This window comes from Pseudoxanthomonas sp., from assembly GCF_036845285.1.
GTDB lineage: Bacteria > Pseudomonadota > Gammaproteobacteria > Xanthomonadales > Xanthomonadaceae > Pseudoxanthomonas_A.
The window spans coordinates 76,041-97,535 of sequence record NZ_DAIUEE010000014.1 but is presented as its reverse complement, the minus strand read 5'-3'; the positions used below and the strand labels follow the sequence as shown (position 1 = coordinate 97,535).

The 21,495-nt window shown below is 64.8% G+C and carries 20 protein-coding genes and 1 pseudogene; 8 read left to right on the top strand and 13 right to left on the bottom strand.

Features of this window, described 5'->3' with window-relative positions; genetic code table 11:
* Positions 1-9: 9 nt before the first annotated feature.
* The gene (locus V7060_RS15695; RefSeq protein WP_334180182.1) at positions 10-942 is read right to left on the bottom strand and encodes a hypothetical protein; all 933 of its coding nucleotides are present in this window, start codon (positions 940-942) and stop codon (positions 10-12) included.
* A 113-nt stretch (positions 943-1,055) separates the two neighbouring features.
* On the opposite strand from V7060_RS15695, the gene V7060_RS15690 reads away from it, so the two are divergent.
* From V7060_RS15690 to V7060_RS15680, 3 genes are all read left to right on the top strand, one after another.
* Positions 1,056-1,787, top strand: a complete 732-nt coding sequence (locus V7060_RS15690; RefSeq protein WP_334180181.1) for a CoA transferase subunit A — start codon at positions 1,056-1,058, stop codon at positions 1,785-1,787.
* On the top strand, positions 1,787-2,422 hold the full coding sequence (locus tag V7060_RS15685; protein ID WP_334180180.1) for a CoA transferase subunit B: 636 nt from the start codon (positions 1,787-1,789) through the stop codon (positions 2,420-2,422). The genes V7060_RS15690 and V7060_RS15685 overlap by 1 nt, the downstream gene beginning before the upstream one ends.
* Positions 2,423-2,601: 179 nt before the next feature.
* Positions 2,602-5,865 (top strand): FG-GAP-like repeat-containing protein, encoded by a 3,264-nt coding sequence (locus V7060_RS15680; RefSeq protein WP_334180179.1) that lies wholly within the window; start codon positions 2,602-2,604, stop codon positions 5,863-5,865.
* Positions 5,866-5,917: 52 nt separating this feature from the next.
* Here V7060_RS15680 and V7060_RS15675 read toward each other — a convergent pair whose 3' ends face one another.
* Positions 5,918-7,999: a glycoside hydrolase family 99-like domain-containing protein gene (locus tag V7060_RS15675; protein WP_334180178.1), complete on the bottom strand. Its 2,082-nt coding sequence runs from the start codon at positions 7,997-7,999 to the stop codon at positions 5,918-5,920.
* A gap of 7 nt (positions 8,000-8,006) precedes the next feature.
* Positions 8,007-9,635, bottom strand: a complete 1,629-nt coding sequence (locus tag V7060_RS15670; RefSeq protein ID WP_334180177.1) for an electron transfer flavoprotein-ubiquinone oxidoreductase — start codon at positions 9,633-9,635, stop codon at positions 8,007-8,009.
* 65 nt (positions 9,636-9,700) lie between these two features.
* On the opposite strand from V7060_RS15670, the gene V7060_RS15665 reads away from it, so the two are divergent.
* Positions 9,701-10,324, top strand: coding sequence for an alpha-ketoglutarate-dependent dioxygenase AlkB (locus tag V7060_RS15665; RefSeq protein ID WP_334180176.1), 624 nt, complete (start codon positions 9,701-9,703; stop codon positions 10,322-10,324).
* 12 nt (positions 10,325-10,336) lie between these two features.
* On the opposite strand, the gene V7060_RS15660 is transcribed toward V7060_RS15665, so the two are convergent.
* Genes V7060_RS15660 through V7060_RS15640 form a run of 5 tightly spaced genes read right to left on the bottom strand, consistent with a single transcriptional unit; the run spans position 10,337 to position 14,693 of the window.
* Entirely contained in the window at positions 10,337-10,966 is a 630-nt protein-coding gene (locus tag V7060_RS15660) for an ABC-type transport auxiliary lipoprotein family protein (RefSeq protein ID WP_334180175.1), read from the bottom strand.
* Complete coding sequence (locus V7060_RS15655; RefSeq protein ID WP_334180174.1) at positions 10,963-11,889, bottom strand: MlaD family protein; 927 nt, start codon at positions 11,887-11,889, stop codon at positions 10,963-10,965. The genes V7060_RS15660 and V7060_RS15655 overlap by 4 nt, the downstream gene beginning before the upstream one ends.
* Before the next feature lie 3 nt (positions 11,890-11,892).
* Complete coding sequence (locus V7060_RS15650) at positions 11,893-12,702, bottom strand: ABC transporter ATP-binding protein (protein ID WP_334180173.1); 810 nt, start codon at positions 12,700-12,702, stop codon at positions 11,893-11,895.
* Positions 12,703-12,708: 6 nt separating this feature from the next.
* Entirely contained in the window at positions 12,709-13,824 is a 1,116-nt protein-coding gene (locus V7060_RS15645) for an MlaE family lipid ABC transporter permease subunit (RefSeq protein ID WP_334180172.1), read from the bottom strand.
* Positions 13,821-14,693, bottom strand: coding sequence for a DMT family transporter (locus V7060_RS15640; protein ID WP_334180171.1), 873 nt, complete (start codon positions 14,691-14,693; stop codon positions 13,821-13,823). Before V7060_RS15640 ends, V7060_RS15645 begins: the two co-directional genes overlap by 4 nt.
* 103 nt (positions 14,694-14,796) lie before the next feature.
* Here V7060_RS15640 and V7060_RS15635 point away from each other — a divergent pair, with 103 nt between their 5' ends.
* Complete coding sequence (locus V7060_RS15635; RefSeq protein WP_334180170.1) at positions 14,797-16,044, top strand: threonine/serine exporter family protein; 1,248 nt, start codon at positions 14,797-14,799, stop codon at positions 16,042-16,044.
* A gap of 72 nt (positions 16,045-16,116) precedes the next feature.
* Here the strand turns inward: V7060_RS15635 and V7060_RS15630 are convergent.
* The 4 genes and pseudogenes from V7060_RS15630 to V7060_RS15615 all read right to left on the bottom strand — a co-directional run.
* Positions 16,117-16,482: pseudogene (locus tag V7060_RS15630) on the bottom strand (H-NS histone family protein); the annotation flags it as partial.
* 129 nt (positions 16,483-16,611) lie between these two features.
* Positions 16,612-18,327, bottom strand: a complete 1,716-nt coding sequence (locus tag V7060_RS15625; protein WP_334180169.1) for a proline--tRNA ligase — start codon at positions 18,325-18,327, stop codon at positions 16,612-16,614.
* 70 nt (positions 18,328-18,397) lie between these two features.
* Complete coding sequence (locus tag V7060_RS15620) at positions 18,398-18,685, bottom strand: DUF4124 domain-containing protein (RefSeq protein WP_334180168.1); 288 nt, start codon at positions 18,683-18,685, stop codon at positions 18,398-18,400.
* A gap of 9 nt (positions 18,686-18,694) precedes the next feature.
* Positions 18,695-19,093: a DUF4124 domain-containing protein gene (locus V7060_RS15615; protein ID WP_334180167.1), complete on the bottom strand. Its 399-nt coding sequence runs from the start codon at positions 19,091-19,093 to the stop codon at positions 18,695-18,697.
* A gap of 91 nt (positions 19,094-19,184) precedes the next feature.
* Between V7060_RS15615 and pssA the strand changes: the two genes are divergently transcribed.
* The 3 genes from pssA to rimI are packed head-to-tail and all read left to right on the top strand — an operon-like array spanning position 19,185 to position 20,898.
* The gene (gene pssA / locus V7060_RS15610; RefSeq protein WP_334180166.1) at positions 19,185-19,961 is read left to right on the top strand and encodes a CDP-diacylglycerol--serine O-phosphatidyltransferase; all 777 of its coding nucleotides are present in this window, start codon (positions 19,185-19,187) and stop codon (positions 19,959-19,961) included.
* Positions 19,958-20,392: an alanine acetyltransferase gene (locus V7060_RS15605; protein WP_334180165.1), complete on the top strand. Its 435-nt coding sequence runs from the start codon at positions 19,958-19,960 to the stop codon at positions 20,390-20,392. Before pssA ends, V7060_RS15605 begins: the two co-directional genes overlap by 4 nt.
* Entirely contained in the window at positions 20,389-20,898 is a 510-nt protein-coding gene (gene rimI, locus V7060_RS15600; protein WP_334180164.1) for a ribosomal protein S18-alanine N-acetyltransferase, read from the top strand. Before V7060_RS15605 ends, rimI begins: the two co-directional genes overlap by 4 nt.
* Positions 20,899-21,054: 156 nt before the next feature.
* Here rimI and V7060_RS15595 read toward each other — a convergent pair whose 3' ends face one another.
* Positions 21,055-21,483 carry an isoprenylcysteine carboxylmethyltransferase family protein gene (locus V7060_RS15595; protein ID WP_334180163.1) on the bottom strand — a complete coding sequence of 143 codons (429 nt, stop codon included), beginning with the start codon at positions 21,481-21,483 and terminating at the stop codon, positions 21,055-21,057.
* Between the last annotated feature and the right edge of the window lie 12 nt (positions 21,484-21,495).

Sequence of the window (21,495 nt, the reverse complement as noted above, 5' to 3'; positions counted from 1 at the left end):
TTTTAGCCCTCAGGCGCGGGCCATGCGAGTCCGTACGGTTGCGTCCGCACATCGAGAAGCCAGACTGGCCGCGAAGCGCGCGGCACTGCCGGGGGCCTGCGCGAAAAAGAGCGATGGCTCCGTCAGCTCCAGTTCCAGCAGGCAAGGTTCACCCTCGGTGCCGCCCAACAGATCGATACGGGCGTACGCGAGGGGCGATTCCAGCTGCCTGAGCCGCGCGGTCGCGGCGAGCACCTGTTCCGCCAGGGCCAACTCGGACGCGCTGGCGCTGCCTGCAGCGATCTCGCCCAGCGCCATCGGTGCCTGCCGTGCCCCCTCGCCGGGAGCGAGTTGCGCGGCCTTGCGGATGGCATGGCTGAACTGTCCATCGAAATACAGCAGGGCGGTTTCGCCCCGGCGATCGACCGACGCGAGATACGGTTGCAGCATCACGCCGCGCTCCTGGTCGAGCAGCCGGGCGACATGATTGCCGGCGGCGAACTGCTGGTCGCGTCCGTAACGTTGGGTATCGCGGGCACCGGCACTGACGGTGGGTTTGACCACGAATTCGGCCGTATCGAACGTGGCGAGGAACGTGGCCAGCGCCTCCATCGGTTCTGCGTCCGGTTCGACGAAGTGCGTGGGCACCACCGGGATGCCGACGGTGTCCAGATCCGCCAGATAGTGCTTGTCCGTGTTCCAGCGGACTACATTGAGCGGGTTGAGGAGTTCCGTCACCTGGTCGACCTGCGCGCACCAGGCGAGGAACTCCGGCAACCGCTCGGTGTAGTCCCAAGGCGAACGCAGCACGGCCGCATCGAATCGCGCCCAGCTGACCGTCGGGTCGTCCCACGCCACGGCGCGGGCATGCAGGCCGACCTCGGCACAGGCATCGAGCAGCGGCGCGAGATCGTCATCGTGGCCGCAGGCGGCCACGGCCGTGACGAGGGCAAGGGTCTTCATGCCGGGAAGTGTACGCGCACGCCATGTGCGGGATTCCCATTGCCCGAAAGTACCTGTGTCGGCCGGGGAGCGCTGGGTAGAATGCAGGCTTTCCTCATCGAATGGATCGTGCCATGGCGGGTAATCCCGGCTCCGGAGGCAATCAGAAGCTTTATCCCAGTGCGGCGGCGGCGCTGGCGGGTGTCGTGGCGGACGGACAGACCCTCGCGGTGGGTGGCTTCGGGCTATGCGGCATCCCGGAGGCGCTCATTGGTGCGCTCCGCGACAGTGGCGCAAAGGCCCTGACCGCCATTTCCAACAATGCCGGGGTGGATGGCTTCGGCCTTGGTTTGCTGCTGGAAACCCGGCAGATCAAGAAGATGATTTCGTCCTACGTGGGCGAGAACAAGGAGTTCGAGCGGCAGTTCCTGTCCGGCGAGCTGGAGCTGGAGTTCAATCCCCAGGGCACGCTGGCCGAGCGCCTGCGCGCGGGCGGCGCGGGCATCCCGGCCTTCTTCACCCGTACCGGCTACGGCACGGTGGTAGCCGAGGGCAAGGAGACCCGCCAGTTCGGCGAGCACTGGTATGTGATGGAAACCGCCCTGATCGCAGACGTATCCCTGGTCAAGGCCTGGAAGGCCGACAAGGCCGGCAACCTGGTCTTCCGCAAGACGGCCCGGAATTTCAATCCGGCATGTGCCATGGCGGGCAAGGTCTGCATCGCCGAGGTCGAAGAGGTGGTGGAGATCGGTGCGATCGACCCTGACCACGTCCACCTGCCCGGCATCTACGTGGACCGCATCGTCCACAACCCGAACCCCGAAAAGCGCATCGAGCAGCGGACTGTCCGCCAAGGAGACAAGTGATGCCCTGGACCCGCGATGAAATGGCGCAGCGCGCCGCCCGCGAACTGACCGATGGCGCCTACGTCAACCTGGGCATAGGCTTGCCGACCCTGGTCGCGAATCACATCCCGGCCGGTGTGGATGTCTGGCTGCAATCGGAAAACGGCCTGCTCGGCATCGGTCCGTTCCCGACCGAGGACGAGGTCGACGCCGACCTCATCAACGCCGGCAAGCAGACCGTGACCGCCCGCGCAGGTGCCAGCTACTTCGGCAGCCATGACTCCTTCGCCATGATCCGCGGTGGCCACATCGACCTGGCCGTGCTGGGCGCCATGCAGGTGACCGACAAGGGCGACCTGGCCAACTGGATGGTCCCCGGCAAGATGGTCAAGGGCATGGGCGGGGCCATGGATCTGGTGGCCGGCGTCAAGCGCATCGTGGTGCTCATGGAGCACGTGGCCAAGGATGGAAGCCACAAGATCCTGCCCAAGTGCGACCTGCCGCTGACGGGCGTGGGCGTCGTTGACAGGATCATCACGGACCTGGCGGTGTTCGATGTCACCCCCGAAGGCCTGGTCCTGGTTGAAATGGCCGATGGCGTAACCGAAGCGGAACTGGTCGCTGGTACCGGGGTCCCCTTCCGTCCCCGCTCCTGAGTCACGTAAAGCCGTGACGCAGGTCCGGTTGCTCTGCGTGATTGTGCACGTATGACTTTCAGCTGTACGTTTTCCGGCCGATAACACGGAGAGGCGAACCTGTTGGCTATTTGCGGCCCGACGGGTGGGCTATAGTGTTAGTTCAGGGGCTTTATCCGTTTTTTTCCAGAGGCGTATGTATGAAACTCCGGGTCGGCGCTTGCGCCTTGATGTTGGTTTTGGCCGGGTGCAGTGGAGAAAGCCCCGAATCGGGCATGGCAGGGATGCGTGGTGTTGCGGCGAGCAAGCCGACCGGCGGATTGCCGACCGCGCTCCCGCTTGCGCGTGCGATCGGCGCGTCGATCGCGAATGCACCTGACCGTGGTGCGCTGCTGTCTTATCCGAACAAGGCAACGCCCACCAAGCAGGAGGGTGCATACACCTGGTTCCCGACCGCCATCAGTGAAGCGCACGCCTTCAAGGGCATCGCCACTGGTGAAATGACCGTGCCGTCGCCCGATGGCAGCCAGGTCAAACTGCGATACGAGCGCCATGTCGAGGAGATCGACGGCAACTGGACTTGGATCGGCCGCGTAATCGGCGGCGATCCGATGCAGGAAGCCATCATCACCTTCGGCGAGAAGGCGGTATTCGGTTCGATCCCCCAAGCCAACGGCAAGCCGGCGCTGAGCCTGCAGACCCGTAATGGCGCCGTGTTCGCAGTCCAGACCGACCCTTCCAAGGTGGTGTCGGCGACGAAGGGACATGTGGATGTGATGATTCCCGAGGCCGCCACGCTACGTTCGTCGATGGCCGCGGCCGTGAGCCAGTCGGCCCAAGTTAGCCAGGGCGCCACCGCAATTGCACAGGCCGCGCCGCCGACCTCTGCTAACACGATCGATGTAGCGATTGGCTACACCTCAGAGTTTGCCTCAGCGAATAACGGCGCATCTGGTGCAGCTACACGCTTGGTGTACTTGATTCAAGTTGGCAATCAGGCTTTCTCAAACAGCGATATCAACGGTTACCTGCGAATCGTTAACGCGGTGCAGGTCAACTATACCGATACCACTACTAATCAATCGGCCCTTCAAGAGCTGACGGGAAGTACTGGCAATTCCCCTGTCACCGTTCCGGCATCCCTTGCACCGCTACGCACCGCACGCGACCAATACGGCGCCGATATCGCAGTGCTGGTGCGTAAGTTCAATACGCCGGAAAATGAAGGATGCGGTATCGCTTGGTTGAACGGCGCAAACCAAACAGCTATTAGCTCAGCAGATGCGGCTTGGGGCTATGCGGTCATCAGCGATGGCTACGACACGGGCACAGATGGGAAAACGTATTATTGCGCGGACGAAACGCTGGTGCACGAAGCAGCACATCTGATGGGTTCTGCACATGATCGTGCGAATTCAACAGCGGCGAACGGTACACTTCAATATGGGCGCTACCCATATTCATTTGGCTACAAGACTGGTGCGGCGACGGGTAACTTCTACACCGTGATGGCTTATGGTGACACAGGCCAGATTGCTCATCGTATTTTCTCTACCCCGCTAAAGAGTACGTGCGGTGCGGCGGGGAACTTGGTCTGTGGTCTTGCAAACAGTGAGGACAATGCGCGTAGTCTGAACCAGACGATTCCCGTCGTGGCAACCTTCCGGGCTACGGTCGTGCCATTTGTCGGAAAGAGTCGCAACGATTTCAATAATGATGGAGTCTCAGACATCCTCTGGCGCTCTGAGTCGCGCCAGATTGAAACGTGGACTATGAATGGTGCAACTCTGTCATCCGCCAAGGGCTTTCAGCTCCCTCTGGGTTACCGGGTTATGACCTCTGGTGATTTCAACGGCGATGGCTTCAACGATCTGCTGCTCACAAGTGCTGCACGCGATTTGGTCCTGTGGATGGGTAATGGAACGACATTTACCTCGCAGTCTTTGAATCGTACTTATGGAGTTGAATGGTCAGCTGTCGGCCAAATCGACTTCGATGGTGATGGCAAATCTGATTTGCTCTGGAAGAATAACGTTACAGGCGCTATTGAGGCCTGGGTGATGAATGGGGCAACGCTCACCCGTGCCGCCGGTTTCAATTTACCCGCCGGTTACTCGGTGCTGACTACCGGTGACTTCAACGGTGACGGCTTTGGTGACTTGTTGCTGGGTGGCCCATCTCGTGAACTGGTGATGTGGTTCGGTACGGGAACTTCTTTCAATGGTCAGAGCTTAGGTAAGGTTTATGGGCTCGGGTGGACGGTCACGGGCGCAGTGGACGTCAACGCCGACGGCAAGTCGGATTTGCTCTGGCGTAACGACAGTACCGGACAGTTCGAAACCTGGGTCATGGATGGCTACGCGTTATCCGCTGCGACCGGCTACTCGTTGCCTGCTGGCTACGAAATTTTTGGCTCCGGTGACTACAACGGGGACGGTAAGCTAGATCTACTGCTGTCCAATAGTCAGCGCGAATTATTCATGTGGTTTGGCACTGGTACCTCATTCAACGGTCAGGCGCTCAATCGTATTTATGGCGCTGGATGGGTAGCTGACCTGGATGTGCGTCCCTTCTTTGCACAGAAGGTTACGACGGACTTCAATGCCAGTGGCGCTTCCGATATCTTGTGGAAAAGTGATGCTGCGGGTCAGTTCGAGACTTGGATGATGGGTGGCGCCACGTTGCAGAGGGCGAGTGGTTTCGCGTTGCCCACTGGCTATCGAATCATGACGACTGGTGATTTCAACGGTGACGGCTATGCGGACCTGCTGTTGACGAGCTCGGCACGCGACACAGTGATGTGGTTCGGTAACGGAATTGGTTTCCGTGGTCAATCACTTGCGCGTGTCTATGGTTCCGGTTGGAGCGCCACCGGCAACTTTGAAGTTAATGGGGACGGAAGATCTGATCTACTCTGGTCGAATAGCTCAAATGGTCAGTTTGAAACTTGGGTAATGAATGGTGCCGCGCTTGTTCAGGCCCGAGGTTATAGTTTGCCGGCTGGTTATACGATTCTCACGACAGGCGATTTCAACGGCGATGGTTTTAGTGATCTTTTGATCGGCAACACGTCGCGCGATCTGGTTATGTGGTTTGGCACCGGTAACGGCGGTTTCAATGGGCAAGCACTAAATAGGCGATACGGTGCAGGCTGGGTCGCCATTGGCCAAGTGGACATAAACGGCGATGGAAAATCGGATCTCATTTGGCGTGATACCGTTTCCGGGCAGTTTGAGACCTGGCAGATGAACGGTGCGGAATTGACACGTGCGACTGGATATGTGCTGCCTGCAGGCTATGGCATTCTGGGCACAGGTGACTTTAATGGCGACGGAAACGCGGATTTGTTGATTGGCAATGCGTCTCGCCAAATCGCCATGTGGTTTAGTACGGGCACGTCTTTCAACGGTCAAAGTTTAAACAGGGCATATGGTGCAGGCTGGAATGTGCTCTCAAGCTTTTGATCGCGATTGATGTTGTTAGATGTAAAAGGGTCCGCTCACGCGGACCCTTTTTTTAGCTGCGTTGTTCCCCGTTGCGCTTGGCGTACCGATATGAACTCATACGACCGGGCATAGATTGACCCATGATGTGTGCAGCGGTAGTCCACTTCCAGCCTTCCGAAGCGACGCACGGAGCGATGAGGCGTTCGATCGCATGTGCCATAGTGCCGTCGACTTGAGATTTTTCCTGTTCAAAATCTGAGCGTGTCAGACCGATTTCGAGCAGCGGCCGGATCGCTTGTAGGCGAACCCAGAACATGCTGCCAGACACGAACTCGGACTCACTGACGCCCGTAAGTGATAGGCCCAAACGACTCGCCAGCTGCAACACGGCAGGTGCATTAGCGCCCCAGTAATAGTTCATGGGTTGGACATGTCCCTCAGGCGCCACAAGCCCCATTTTCGGATCCTGAGAGAACGCATCAAGTATCTTTTGAGCACGGAATCCCGACACAAGATTGGAAACGAGCTCGCGCCTCCACTCGTCTCCATCGCTTCTGTGTGGGGACCGTTTAGTATGGAGCTTAAGAATCAATTGCTCCCTTTCTCGCACTAGCAGCGAAGTGATCTCGAGAAACGGCAGAATGTCCCGACCTCTGTTACTGATAACGTGTAAACGATGCTGAAGGTCACATTGTCTCAGTATGTCTACGGCAGCTTGAGCCTTCTCGGGCGTGGTGGAGACTTCCAGTTGCCAAGGAACCTTGCACTTGTGGAGTTGATCCAAAATCTCCTCTAAAACATCCAAGTGCCATGCATGGAGCACGACAATTGGCCTGATCGGGAGTGGCCCTTGCTTGGAAAGCGCTAGACGTGTGCTCGATAGGTGTGCATATCCAGATCGGGCTTCGGGTTCCAGTAAGGCGCCTTCTGCCCATTCGTTCCAAGCGTTGATGAAGATCGGTGTTTCGTCCTGCTGTGCCGTTGCCCACTCTACGCTGCGACGGAGCCAGCGCTCGTAACGGAAAGGTGCAGAACATGCATACGTTGTACCGCGCCCCGGACGGCGCGGCTCATTGTCCCAACCAGTATTGATCCCGGGAAACAGCCTGTAGCCCGTGGACGAGCTTAGAGACTCCTCGAAGTCCCTGTTAAGTTGGCGCCAATCGTGGATCCTACCTGCGTAGTCTGGATTGACTAGATGAATGCCATCACCAAACGGCTTAGCAGACGACATATTTGGAGGGAACTGAATTGCACTATCTAAGCCGAACGAAGCCGGGGGCTGACGCTCGAAGCTTTGGACGTACGCAAGATGAATCTCGCCCACACCATTCTCACGGCAGGAACGACGCCAGCGACCTGCAGTTGCGATGGCGTCAGGAAGTGAGCCTGGACGATAAATAAGAAGCACCGGCTTCCCATCGATCCGCAGATACCGCGGATCCCGCATGTACTCCGCGACATGCTCGATAAACGCAATGTCGTCCTCGGGCGAATGCTTCTGGTCGATCAGGATCTCATCGCCGCGGCCATCCCAGGTACGCGTCCATTTCTCGTTCGCCCAGCAGAGGCAGAACTGAAGGTCGATGGTCTTGTCGTTGAGCCAATTGCGCAGTGGTGTCTCGAGTAGGGTCTTGCCGCCGAACCAGTAGAAGTAGAAGCAGAACGCGCTGATGCCGTACTCGCGGGCGAGGCGCGCCTGTTCATGCATGACCTCGACATTGCGTAGATCGTAGAAGCCAAGGTCGCCCGGCAGTTTGGGCTGATAGTGGCCTTCGAACTGCGGCAGGGCACGGGTGACGTTGCGCCACTCGGTGAAGCCCTTGCCCCACCACTCATCGTTCTCGGGGATGGTGTGGAACTGCGGCAGGTAGAACGCAACCAGCGTGGCGGGCAGCGGATCAGGCAGCTCACCCTTTTCGTAGGGCACGTAACCGATGGCGCGTTCGTCGGAGCGCACGTAAGGACGGCGGGGTAGCTCGCCCGTCGGGGCCTGCCCTTTCGGACCCTCCGGCACCCAGTGTCCCTTCGTGTCCAGGAAACGTTCGCGCAACCGGTCGCGTGTGCCCTGCGGCATGGGCGTCAGGCGGAACGCGGTCCGCAGCGCGTAGAACAGCGTGGTGCGGAGGCGGCGGGACAGGGGATTCGGCACGGAGTTCCTACAGGTTCTGGTAGTTCGGTCCCGACCCGCCTTCCGGCGTCACCCAGTCGATGATCTGGTAGGGGTCCTTGATGTCGCAGGTCTTGCAGTGCACGCAGTTGGCGGCGTTGATCTGCAGGCGCTTGCCGGTGCCGTCGTCGACGATCTCGTAGACGCCGGCGGGGCAGAAGCGCGTGCAGGGATTGTCGTATTCGTCGGCGCAGCGGGTGACGCAGACGGAGGTGTCGTGCACGCGCAGGTGCACGGGTTGGTCTTCGTCGTGTTCGGTGGCGGCGAAGTAGACGCCCTGCAGGCGGTCGCGCGGGGCCAGCGTGCGGTCCACGTAGTCGCGCTTGGGTTCTTCGTGGTCGCCGACCTTGTCGAGCGATGACCAGTCGGGCTTCACCTTCAGCGTCCACGGGGAGAGGCCGCCGGTAGCGGTTTCCCATGCGGCGTTGGCCATGCCGAACCACAGGCCCTTCTTGAAACCCGGCTTGATGTTGCGAACGGACTTCAGCTCGGCCATCGCATCGGACGCGCGCAGCTTCGCATCGAAGCCTTCGGGCGCGAGCTGCGAGGCGATCAGGTGCTCGGCGGCCAGCATGCCGCTGCGGATCGCCTGGTGCGTGCCCTTGATCTTGGGCACGTTGAGCAGGCCGGCGGTGTCGCCGATCAACAGTGCACCTGGCATCTCGACTTTCGGCAGCGACTGCCAGCCGCCGGTGACGATGGCGCGTGCGCCGGCGGACAGGATGCTGCCGCCTTCCAGGAGTGGCTTGATCAGCGGGTGGTTCTTCCATTGCTGGAAGGCTTCCCACGGCTTGTATTCCGGGTCCTTGTAGTCCAGGCCGCTGACGTAGCCCAGCGCGATCTGGTGGTTGTCCAGGTGGTACAGGAAGCTGCCGCCATAGATGTCGTTGCTGGCCGGCCAGCCGAGTGTGTGCACGATCTTGCCGGGCGTGACGCGACCTTCCGGCACCTGCCACAGTTCCTTGATGCCGATCGAATACGCCTGCGGGTCACTGTCCTTGTCCAGGGCGAAGCGCTTCACCAGTCGCTTGGTCAGGTGGCCGCGCGCGCCCTCGGCCAGCACGGTGACCTTTGCGCGGATGTCGATGCCCTGCGTGTAGCCTGGTTTGTGGCTGCCGTCCTTCGCGATGCCCATGTCGCCGATGCGCACGCCGACGACCTTGCCATCATCGTCGTGCAGCGTCTCGGCGGCGGCGAAGCCCGGATAGATCTCCACGCCCAGCGCTTCGGCCTGCGGTGCCAGCCACGCGCACATCGCGCCGAGCGACACGATGAAGTTGCCGTGGTTGCGCATGCCCGGCGGCACCATCGGGAACTTGCGGCCGCCGTCCTTGCTGAAGTACCAGAATTCGTCGTCCGTCGCGGGCACGCAGATCGGTGGCGGAGTGTCGCGCCAGCCGGGCAGCAGCGCGTCGAGCGGCTGCGGTTCGATGACGGCGCCGGACAGGATATGCGCGCCGATGGTGCTGGCCTTCTCGATCACGCAGACCGAGATGTCGGGGTTCAGCTGCTTGAGCCGGATGGCGAAGGCGAGACCCGCCGGCCCCGCGCCGACGGTGACGACGTCGTACTCCATCACATCGCGTTCGACATCGGACATCGGATTCGGCTCCAGCATGGCGTTAGGCTCCCGGCATTTTCGGCGTTTGCGCCGGACGGGGCAAATCCGCGAGCATCGTCGCCATGACCATACCCCTGCCGCTCCCTGCGGATGGATGCAATGAAGCACTGCCGGGCGCACGCCTCGCCTACCGGCCCGCATGGCTGTCCGCAGTGGAGGCCGACGGCCTGTTCGATGTGCTGTACCGGTCGCTACCGTGGAGCGTGCACCGCATACGCCTGTTCGGACGCGCCGTCGATTCGCCGAGGTTGAGCGCGTGGATCGGCGATGCGGATGCCGTCTACCGGTATTCCGGCACCGATTTCGAGCCGCATCCGTGGATTCCTGCCTTGACCGGCCTGCGGGAACGCCTGCAGGACGAACTGGATACCCCGTTCAACAGCGTATTGGCCAACCTCTACCGGGACGGCCGCGATGCGATGGGCTGGCACAGCGATGACGAGCCGGAACTCGGGCCGCGGCCCGTGATCGCGTCCGTCAGCCTGGGCGGCGTGCGCCGGTTCCTGCTCAGGCATCGCGACGATCCCGCGCTCCGGTCGGCGATCGCGCTGCCGCACGGCAGCCTGCTGGTGATGTCGGGCGACACGCAACACCACTACCGGCATGCATTGCCGCGTACGGCGAAACCGGTGGCGCCGCGCATCAACCTGACGTTCCGCTGGATCGATCCGGCGCGCCGTCGCTGACGCGCCGCAGGGTCAGCGCGCAGCGTTCGGGTCGCCGTTGCCGGACACCAGCACCCAGCCGACGATGTCGGCGGTCGCCGCTTCCAGCGCTTGGTCGAATGCCGTCATTACCTGGGCGACGTCCACGCTGGCTGACGGCTTCTGCTGCAGGAACGTGCGCGAGGCGACGACACGCTGGTCGCGGTTGTTGACCAGCTTGGCGCTCACCTCGACCACGGCCGAGGGCTGCGCGCCGCCGGCGTAATCGGCCTCGAACCGCCGCAGATCCATCACCAGCTTGTAATCGCCGAGGATGCCGGCGTCCGCGCTGGCCACGGCGGGAATCCGTCCGGAGTCCTCCAGCGTGCGCTGCACTGCATCCTGCAGGATGTCGGTCGCCGGTTGCGCCCACGAGACGCCCCGGTAGACCTGCAATTCGCCGGGCGTCGGGCGAACGGAGATGCGAGGACTGTCGATCACGCGCGCCGCGGTGGGCTTGGCGATCACCAGCGTCCAGGCGACGGCGGGCCACTCCGCGCGTGCGGGAACGCGGACGTCGGGGGCATAGATGGTGACGGGATCGCGCTGTTCGCTGCCGAGGATGGAGCAGCCGGCCAGCGCGAGGACGACCGGGAGGGCGAAGGAAAGACGCAGCGGCTTCATTTCGGGTCGAACTCCTTGGGTGCGTCGCGGCCGAGCAGGTAGCGCGCGGGATTGCCTTCGAGACGGTCGCTGACCCGGCGCAGGTCGCGCACCAGCCCGCGCAGCTCGGTCAGGGTGGGGCCGAGCTGGCCGAGGCCGTCGTTGGCGAAACTGCTGATCGCGGCACGGTTCTCGCCGAGGATCGCGTCGGCGTTGCCGGCGGCGGAATCCAGTTTCGCCAACGTCTTGTCCAGCTTGTCGAGGATGCCGGGCAATTCGCGCACCAGGTTCTGGTCCAGGCGTTCGATGGTGCCGTTGGTGGTCGTGAGCGTCTTGTCCAGGTTCTGCGCGGCATCGCGGGCGCTGGTGATCAGCGACTCCAGTCCGTCTTCGCGGCTGGTCAGCGAATTGCTCATCGACTCCAGGTTTTCCAGCGTGGCGGTAATGCTGGCGACGTTCTTGTCGCTCAGCGCCTGGTCCAGGCGCTCGACGATGCGGTTGGCGGTATCGGTGATGTTCTGCAGCGCCGACGGCGCGGTCTGGATCACCGGGGCCTCGCGCGTGTCCACGCTGGTCAGCGTCGGTGCCTGCGGGGTGCCGCCGCTGAGCTGGATGATGGTCGGGCCGGTCAGGCTGGTGATCGCCAGCTTGGCGCGGGTGTCGGTCTTCACCGGGGTATACGACTCCACCCGGATGCGCGCGATAACCTGGCGCGGATCGTTCGGTGCCAGCGACAGTTTGGTGATCGAGCCGACCGCGATGCCGTTGTACTGCACCGGGCTGCCGACCGTCAGGCCGGTCACGGCTTCGCGGAACACCACCTGGTATTCCTGCCAGGTGCGTTCGGAGGAGTATTTCGCCGCCCACAGGCCGAACAGCAGCAAGGCCGCGGCGATGATGAGCGTGAAGGCTCCGATGAGGACGTAGTTGGCGCGTGTTTCCATGGATCAGACCGCCGTTTGCGTGTGGAGAGGCCCGTGGGCCTGCCGTCCGTCGCGCGCGGCGCGCGCGCGGGGACCGTGGAAGTATTCCTGTACCCAGGGATGGTCGAAACGCTCGACCTCCGCCAGTGGTGCCACCGTGATGATCCGCTGGTCGGCGATGACCGCGACGCGGTCGCAGATGGCGTACAGCGTGTCGAGGTCGTGCGTGATCAGGAAGACGGTCAAACCGAGGGCTTCCTGCAGCGTCTTGATCAGGCGGTCGAATGCGGCGGCGCCGATCGGATCCAGGCCCGCCGTGGGTTCGTCGAGGAAGAGCAGCGGAGGATCCAGCGCCAGCGCACGCGCCAGGCCGGCGCGCTTGCGCATGCCACCGGACAGCTGTGAAGGGAGCTTGTTGATCGCGTCGGCCGGCAGGCCGGCGAGCTTGACCTTCAGCAGCGCCAGTTCGTAGCGCCAGCGGTCGGGCAACTCGGCATGATGTTCCTTCAACGGCACCTGCACGTTCTCGCCCACCGTCAGCGACGAGAACAGCGCGCCATCCTGGAACAGCACGCCGGTGTTGCGCTCGATATGCTGCCGCGCGGCGGGGTCCTCCGAGCGCGCATCTTCGCCCAGCACGCTGATCCGCCCTTCGTTCGGCTGGCGCAGGCCCAGGATGGAACGCATCAGCACCGACTTGCCGGTACCCGAACCGCCGACCACGCCGATGATCTCGCCGCGCCGCACGTCCAGGTCCAGCCCTTCGTGCACGGTTTGTTCGCCGAAGCGGTTGACCAGGCCGCGCACCTGGATGATGGGAGTGTCCTCGTCCATGCGCCGTCACCAGTCCATGTGCATGAACCACAACGCGGCCAGCGCGTCGAGGATGATGACCAGCGAGATGGTCTGCACCACGCTGGAGGTCGTGCGCTCGCCTACGGACTGCGCCGTGCCTTCCACCTGAAGGCCTTGCAGGCAACCGATCAGGCCGATCACCAGCGCGAATATCGGCGCTTTCGACATGCCGACCAGGAAGTGCGTCACCTCGATGGTGTCGTGCATGCGCGCGATGTACATCTGCGGCGGGATGCCGAGATCGAAGGCGCCGACGGTGACGCCGCCGGCCAGGCCCGCCATCATCGAGATGAAGGTCAGCAGCGGCAACATCACCAGTAGCGCGATCAGGCGCGGGATGACCAGCAGGTCGATCGGGTCCAGGCCCAGCGTGCGGATCGCATCGATCTCCTCGCGGCTCTTCATCGCGCCGATCTGCGCGGTGAACGCCGACGCGGTACGGCCGGCCAGCACGATGGCGGTCATCAACACCGCGAACTCGCGCAGGAAAGCGATGCTGACCAGTTCCACCACGTAGATCTCGGCGCCGAAATCGCGCAGCACGGTGGAGCCGAGGAAGGCGATCACCGCGCCCACCATGTACGACAGCAGGATCACCAGCGGCACCGCGTCCAGGCCGACCGCTTCCATGTGCGCCACGGTGGCGGTGGGGCGGAAGCGCTTCGGTTCCTTCACCATGCGCGCCAGCTTCACCAGGTTCTCGCCGGTGAAGCTCAACAGCGCCACGATTTCCTGGCCGTTCTCGTGAACGCGATAACCCAGGCGCGAAAGGGCCGCGAGGAAGCCGTAGTCGCGCTTGCGCGGCGGACGGTCGTCGGCGACGTCCTCGATGGTGCTGACCAGCGCCTGGTGGTCGGTACGGAATTCGATGTCCGACAGCTCCATGCCCCGGCGCTTGGCGAAGCGCAGCAACTGCAGCACGCCTGCGGAATCGATACGGTTGATCGACGTCGCATCCAGCCGGTTGACGGCATCGGGCAACGTCTTCAACTGGTCGGCGACGCTCAGCGCGCTGGCCAACGTCCAATCGCCGGCCAGCCGCACGCGCTGCGGGTCGGAGGGGTCGGCTTCGTACTGCGGGCGGGCAAGGGTGGGGGTCATGGCGTCGCTCGGCCAAGGAGCATACAGGCTATCCCGCTGAACGTGAGGAGCACGCCTACGACGGCGCGACGGCCCAGCGGCTCCCGCAGCCACACGGCGGCCAGCAGGACCAGGAAGACCGACGCGCACTCGTTGAGGATCGCAGCCACCGAGGCGCTGGTGTACTTGTAGCCACCCAGCCACAGCACCATCGACAGTCCCTGGCCGATCACTGCCGCCAGCACCAGGCGGTGCCATGGCACGTCGCTGGCGACGAAGCGCATGCGCCTTCGCATGGCCGGCAGGGTCGCCACCAGCAGCAGGCCGGCGACGGCGCCCAGCAGGCGCAGCAGCGTCACCCACAGCAGCGGCTGGGTCTCCAGCGTGCGCTTCACCATCACGATGGCCACGGCCATGAGGGCGATCGCGAGCAAGCCGAGCAGCACGCCGCGTGCCGTGTGCTGCGGATGCGTCCGCCATTCCCCCGGCGGGCGGCTGACCAGCAGCACGCCCATCGCCACCAGGCCGAAGCCCAGCCATTGCGCGATGCCCAGGCGCTCGTCGAGGAAGACGAATCCCAGCAGCAGCACCAGCGGGCTGTAGAGGTTGCCGATGATGCCCATGCGGCCCGCGCCCAGCTCGTTGAGCGCACGGAAGTACAGCGTGTCCGCCAGTGCGATGCCGATGACGCCGCTGGCCAGCACGACGGCCACGTCGCGCGCCGGCAGTGCGGGCCAGTCGCCGGCATGCACGAGCAGTGCCACCGGCGCAAGTACGGCGAGTACCAGTCCGTTCTTCAGCAGGTTCAGGGCCAGTGGCGGCAGATGCGCACCGAGCTGGCGCGCCAGGATCACGCCGACCGCCCACGCGGCCGCGCTGCCCAGCGCCATGGCTTCGCCGATCCCCACCCAGCCCCCTGCATGTCCCTTCCGCGCAAAGTGTAAGCGGCCGCGCATGAAGCCATCGTGCGCTGCCTTGGGCGATACTGTGCCGATGGCCGACGACATGCTCATTTCAGCGACCTACGCCCAGCGCATCGCCTTCGTCTGCGAGATCGCCGGGCGCCTGCACAGCTATGGCACCACCGCGCAGCGGCTCGAAGGCACGGTGGTGGGCCTGTCCCAGCGCCTGGGCCTGGACTGCGAACCCTGGTCGAACCCGACCGGCCTGATCCTGAGCTTCAGCGACCCTTCGCGGCCGCTGGGTGCGAGCGACAGCACGCGTGTCATCCGCCTCGCGCCGGGTGAAACCGACCTGCACAAGTTGAGCGAAGCGGACCGTATCGCCGACGCGGTGTCGTCGGGCGAGATGAGCATCGCCCAGGGCCATACCGCACTGCGTGCGCTGGACCGTGCGCCCAGCGTGCGCTGGCGCGTCATGCAGGTCTTCGCGTCCGGCCTGGCCGCGGCCGCCGTCGCCGGCCTGTGGCGGCTGCCCTGGCTGGACATGGCCACGGCGGGACTGATCGGCGTGATCATCGGCGTGCTGGGCGAACTGATCGCGCGGCGACCGAAGATGAAGGAGGCCAGCGATGCGATCTCGGCGCTGGTGGCCGGTTTCGTGGCGATCCTGGTCGCGAACTTCATCGCGCCGCTGAACCTCAACACGGTGATCATCGCCTCGCTCATCGTGCTGCTGCCCGGCATGGCGCTGACCAATTCGGTGAACGAACTCACCAGCCAGCACCTGGTGTCCGGCGTGGCGCGCTTCGCCGGTGCGATGGCGACGGTGCTGAAGCTGACCGTGGGCAGCATGATCGCGGTGACGCTGGCGCAGTTGCTGGGGCTGTACCCGGATGTGCGTGCGTCGCGGCCGCAGCCGGAATGGGTGGAGTGGACCGCGATGGTGTTCGCCGCCTACGCGTTCGCCGTGCTGTTCAAGGCGCACAAGCGCGACTACTTCTGGGTGATGGCGGCGGCGATCGCCGGCTACAGCATTTCGCGGTACGCGGGGCAGGCGTGGGGCAGTCCGGTCGGGATCTTCCTGTCGGCGCTGACGCTGACCGCGGCGGGCAACGCCTTCGCGCGCTGGGCCAACCGGCCAGGCGCCCTGATCCGCGTGCCGGGCATCCTGATGCTGGTGCCCGGAAGCACCAGCCTGCGCGGCCTGCTGACGCTGGTGCAGCAGCAGGACGTGGGCGTGGGGCAATCGGCGCTGCTGGCGGTGACCAACGTGGTGATGGCGCTGGTCGCAGGCCTGCTGTTCGGCAACCTGCTGATCTCCTCGCGCAAGAATCTCTGACGCCGGCATGCATCGCAAAAGAAAACGGGAGGCCTGGCCTCCCGTTTTCGTGTCGCCGGTTGGCGATTACTTCTTCTTGATCAGGAAGTCTTCGGCTTTCTTGCCCTTGGCGACCAGTGCGGCCATCCAGCGCGGGTGCTTGCCGCGGCCCGTCCAGGTTTCCTTCGGATTGGCCGGATTGCGGTACTTCGGCGCCACCTTGCCCAGCTTCTTGCCGGCGCGTGGGCCGGGGGTCTTCGCCGCCGGCTTGGTGCTGCGCGTGCCGGGCGTGCCGAACAGCTCGTCCAGCGTGTAGCCCTCGGCCTTGGCGAACTTGGTGATCTTGCCGCGCACCGTGGCGATGGGCGTGCGCTTGGCCAGCTTGGTCTGCTGTTCCTTGGCCTTGGCAATCAGGGCGCCAAGTTCCTTGGCGGACAGGTTACGCAGGTCGATCGACATCAACTATCTCCAGTCAGGAAGGGAAAGGCCCGTCCTTGGCAGAGGCCCGATGATAATGACGACTTAATCGCGGCACAAACCGCAAGGATGCGCGGACGCACGCCTGCGTCCGCGCGGCAGCGCGCCGGATCAGCCCCGGAGGCGCGCCAGCAGTTCGTCGCGGCCGATGTTCTCGGCGTCGGTGGCGCGCCGCGCACGATACTCGAACGTGCCGGCCGACAAACCGCGCTCGGAGACCACCACGCGGTGCGGGATGCCGATGAGTTCGATGTCGGCGAACATCGCGCCGGGGCGCAGGCCGCGATCGTCGAGCACGGCTTCGATGCCGGCGGACTGCAGGTCGCCGATCAACTGCTCGGCAGCGGCATTCACGGCGGCGTCGTTCTTCGGGTTGATCATGCACACCGCGACCGCCCATGGCGCCATCGGCACGGGCCAGATGATGCCGTTGGCGTCATGGTTCTGTTCGATGGCCGCGGCGACGATGCGCGACACGCCGATGCCGTAGCAGCCCATCGCCGGCGCGGTGGCCTTGCCGGTGTCGTCCAGTACGGTGAACTTCATCGCCTCGCTGTACTTGCGGCCGAGCTGGAACACATGACCCACCTCGATGCCGCGCACCAGGCGGATCTCGCCGCCGTCGGCGGCCTTGTCGCCTTCGACCACGTTGCGGATGTCGGCCACGGTTTCCGGTTCGGGCAGGTCGCGGCCCCAGTTGACGCCAGCGAGGTGGAAGCCGGCCTCGTTGGCACCGACCACGAAATCCGCCATCGCCGCCACGTCGCGGTCGGCGATCACGCGGATCGCCTGCTTCGCGCCGACCGGGCCGAGGAAGCCCGGCTCGCTGCCGAGGTGGGCGAGGATTTCCGCTTCCGTCGCCAGCCGGTAGTCGGCCATGCCGTCGACCTTGCCCAGCTTGATCTCGTTGACCGTGTGGTCGCCGCGCACAAGCGCCAGCACGAAGTCCTGCTCGTTGGTCAGTAACGCGTCACCAGTCATTACCGCGACCGACTTCACCGTCCGCTGCAGCGGGATGCCGAGCAGCGCCGCGACGTCCTCGCAGGTCTTCTGCGTGGGTGTGGCGACCTTGTTCATCGTTTCCGATGCCGACGGACGCGGGGCGGGTTCGGCGGCCTGCGCCTTCTCGACGTTGGCGGCGTAGTCCGAGCCGGTGGAAAAGGCGATGGAGTCTTCGCCCGAGTCGGCCAGCACATGGAATTCCTGCGACGCGTCGCCGCCTATGGCACCGCTGTCGGCCTGCACGGCGCGGAAGTCCAGGCCCAGGCGGGTGAAGATGCGCGTGTAGGCCGCATGCATGTTGCGGTACTCGCGGCCCAGGTCTTCGTCCGTGATGTGGAAGGAGTAGGCGTCCTTCATCACGAACTCGCGCGCGCGCATCACGCCGAAGCGCGGCCGGATCTCGTCGCGGAACTTGGTCTGGATCTGGTAGAAGTTGACCGGTAGCTGCTTGTAGCTGGCCAACTCCTGGCGCGCGAAGTCGGTCACGGCTTCTTCGGCGGTGGGGCTGTAGCAGAACTGCTGTTCCTTGCGGTCGGCGATCTTCAGCAACTGGCCGCCGAATTTCTCCCAGCGTCCGGTCTCCTCCCACAACTCGCGCGGCTGGATGGTCGGCATGAGCATCTCGATCGCGCCGGCGCGGTCCATTTCTTCGCGGACCACCGTTTCCACCTTGCGCAGCACGCGCAGGCCCAGCGGCGACCAGGTGTACAGGCCGGCGGCCAGCTTGCGGATCATGCCGGCGCGCAGCATCAGCTGGTGGCTGACCAGTTCGGCGTCGGCCGGGGTTTCCTTGGTGGTGCGGAGGTGGAACTGCGACAGGCGCATCGGCAGGGGAGTCCGGGAGTGGCGAATCGCGTATTTTGCCAGCCTTGGCCGCAGGCTGGGCGGTGACGGGTCAATCCGCGTCGGCTGCCACGTCACCGCTCACGCGGATACCGGTCGCGGCATCGCGCTCGATGCGCTCGTAGCGGCGGCCTTTCGGCGGTGCGTCGGTGATCTGCAGTACGCCGGCATCGTCGCGCCAGCGATAGAGCGAGGGGCGTGCATCACGGGCCTGCGCGGCGGCGGCCTGTCCGGCACGTGCCTGCTTCCGGGCCGCGACCTCGGGCGATTCGCGGGCCAGCCACCAGGCGACGCCGCACCCCAGCGCGATGCCCGCCACGATGGCCAGCCATGCGCGCATCCGGGCGGATCAGGTCCCGGAGGCAGGCGTGCAGTACGCTTTCACCGCGGCGTCGGCCAGGTTGCGCTGGTTCTCGCGGCCGGCATCGTCGAGGGTGGTGTCCGGTTTGCCGTCGCCATCGGTGTCCTGCTGGATGGGGCCTTTGGTGGTCGCCAGCATCTGGAGGTTGGCGCGCGCGGTCGCGCACTGCGGGTTTTCGACCGCCTTCCCTGCGGGCTGGGCGACCTCCGCCGTGGCGGCGCCGTACTGGTTGATGCGGCGGTTCTGCACGGTCTGGTTGGGCGGCGGGCTGTCGGAATAGTGGGTGACGCCACTCTTGTCCTTCCACTGGTAGACCTGCTGGGCCTGCACGGTGGAAGCGGTCGCCAGGCAGAGCGCCAGCACGGACAGGCAGGGCAGGAGGCGCATGGGAAGCTCCGGATCGCGGGAGGCCTGATTGCAGCACCCCCGGGCCGGACAGGCAAGCCGGGTGGGGGAGCGCTGGGCTAAACTGCGACCCATGAACGAAATCAAGCCGTCCCCGCGCTCGCGGGGGATCTACCTGCTGCCAAACCTGTTCACCACGGCCGGCCTGTTCGCGGGGTTCTTCGCGATCATCGCCGCCGCCAACGGCCAGTTCGTCAACGCGGCCATCGCGGTGTTCGTCGCAGGCCTGATGGACGGCATCGACGGCCGCGTGGCCCGCCTGACCGGTACCAGCAGCGAATTCGGCGTGCAGTACGACTCGCTGGCCGACCTGGTCAGCTTCGGCCTCGCCCCGTCGCTGGTGATGTACCACTGGTCGCTGTCGGCGCTGAAGTTCGATGGCACCGTGATGGGGCGGGTCGGCTGGGTGGTCGCGTTCCTGTACGCCGCGTGCGCGGCGCTGCGGCTGGCGCGCTTCAACACCCAGGTGGGCACGGTCGACAAGCGCTGGTTCGTCGGCCTGGCCAGTCCGGCGGCGGCGGGCCTGATGATGTCCTTCGTCTGGGCGTTCGCCGACGGCGAGCTGGGATGGTCCGGTGAGGAACTGCGCTACGTGGCGTTGATGGTCACGCTGGTCGCGGCCCTGCTGATGGTCAGCCGCATCCGCTTCTGGAGCTTCAAGGGCACCGGCGAGGGTGGCGCGAAGGCGGATCGCATTCCGTTCGTGGCGCTGGCGCTGGTGCCGCTGGTGCTGGCGATCCTCTTCATTGATCTGCCGCGCACGCTGTTTGCGGTGGGCGTGGTGTATGCCTTGTCGGGGCCTGGCTACTGGCTGTGGCAACGGATGCGTCGGCAGAAGGACGCCGCGTGACCCTGGCGGCAGACCGTCTGTGGTCGGCCGAGCAGCAGGGTTGGCTGCGTGCGCTGGGCCATGCGGTGTACCTGCCGGCGGACTGGCCGACCGAGGCCGGTGCGCCGGTAGTAGCGGACGTGCCTGTCGTACGTGAAGAGACGCCGGCGCCTGCTCCCGTTGCACCGCGCGCCCGTCCGCCTGCCCGCGACGCCATCGACACGGCGCCGCCCGCGCGGCGAGCAGCGCCCGCGCCGCGGACCGGCGGCGCGAAGCTGCCGGATCGCCTGCATTTCGCGCTGATCCGCGCCTCCGGCTGCAACCCCAATGCGCCGGGTGCGGCGGACGTGTTCGCGCAATGGCCATCGTCGAGCGAGTTGCGCGGTAATCCGGCCGCCAAACGTGCGCTATGGCCCACGCTCCGCCGGCTGCGTCGCAGCACGCCGTCATGAGCGCGCTGGGCGTCGAGGCCTCACCGCTGTCCACGTCCAGCCTGCGGCCGATGCGCGAGGGCGACCTCGACGCGGTGATGGCCATCGAGCAGCGCGCGTATCCGTTCCCGTGGACCCGCGGCATCTTCAAGGACTGCCTGAAGGCCGGTTACCCGTCCTGGGTGATGACCGAGCACGGCCTGGTGATCGGCTACGGGCTGCTGAGCATCGCCGCCGACGAAGCGCATGTGCTGAACATCTGCATCGCGCCCGAGCGGCAGGGGCGCGGCCTGGGTCGCCATCTGCTGCGCGCACTGGTGAAGATCGCCCGCGACCTGCGCGTGCAGCGCGTGTTCCTGGAAGTGCGTCCGTCCAACCCGGGCGCGATCACGCTGTACCACAGCGAAGGCTTCAACGAGATCGGCCGGCGCCCCCGCTACTACCCGGCCCGCGACGGCCGCGAGGATGCGCTGGTGATGGCGATCGAACTGGTCGCCGACGACATCACCGCGATGCCGCCGCTGTAGGGCGAGCGCTGGCGCGCCATCACGATGCCACCGCAAACTTTCCACCCGTCATCCCGGCGAAAGCCGGGACCCAGTGCCTTGGCTTTGCAGCAGTGAAGTCGCTGGGTCCCGGCTTTCGCCGGGATGACGGCAGTGGTCGGCGACGTTCTCCGTGCATCAAAGCCAGCGACGGACGCGTGCGCGGTACGCGTCGTACGCAGCCCCGAACATCGCCGAAAGCGCCCGCTCTTCCGGCAGGATCTGGTATCGGGTGACATACGCCATGTACAACGGCGCCCCCACCAGCGCGGCGGGATGTCGCAGCCAGCACGCCCATGCCGCCAGCAGCAACGTGTGGCCCAGGTACATCGGGTTGCGTGATACGCCGTGCAGTCCGGCGGTCACCAACGTGCGTGACGACGCCGGACGAAGCGGATTCACCGTCGTGCCGGCGCGGCCGAAGGCGAGCTTCGGCCACAGGTTGAGCAGCACGCCGCATAAAGCAAGCGTCGCGACCAGCGCAAGACGCAGCGACGACGGCACGTCGATGAGTGCGGCAGGCCACGCCTGTGCGACGCCCCAGGCGATGGCGCCACTCAGCACCATCACCACCGGCGG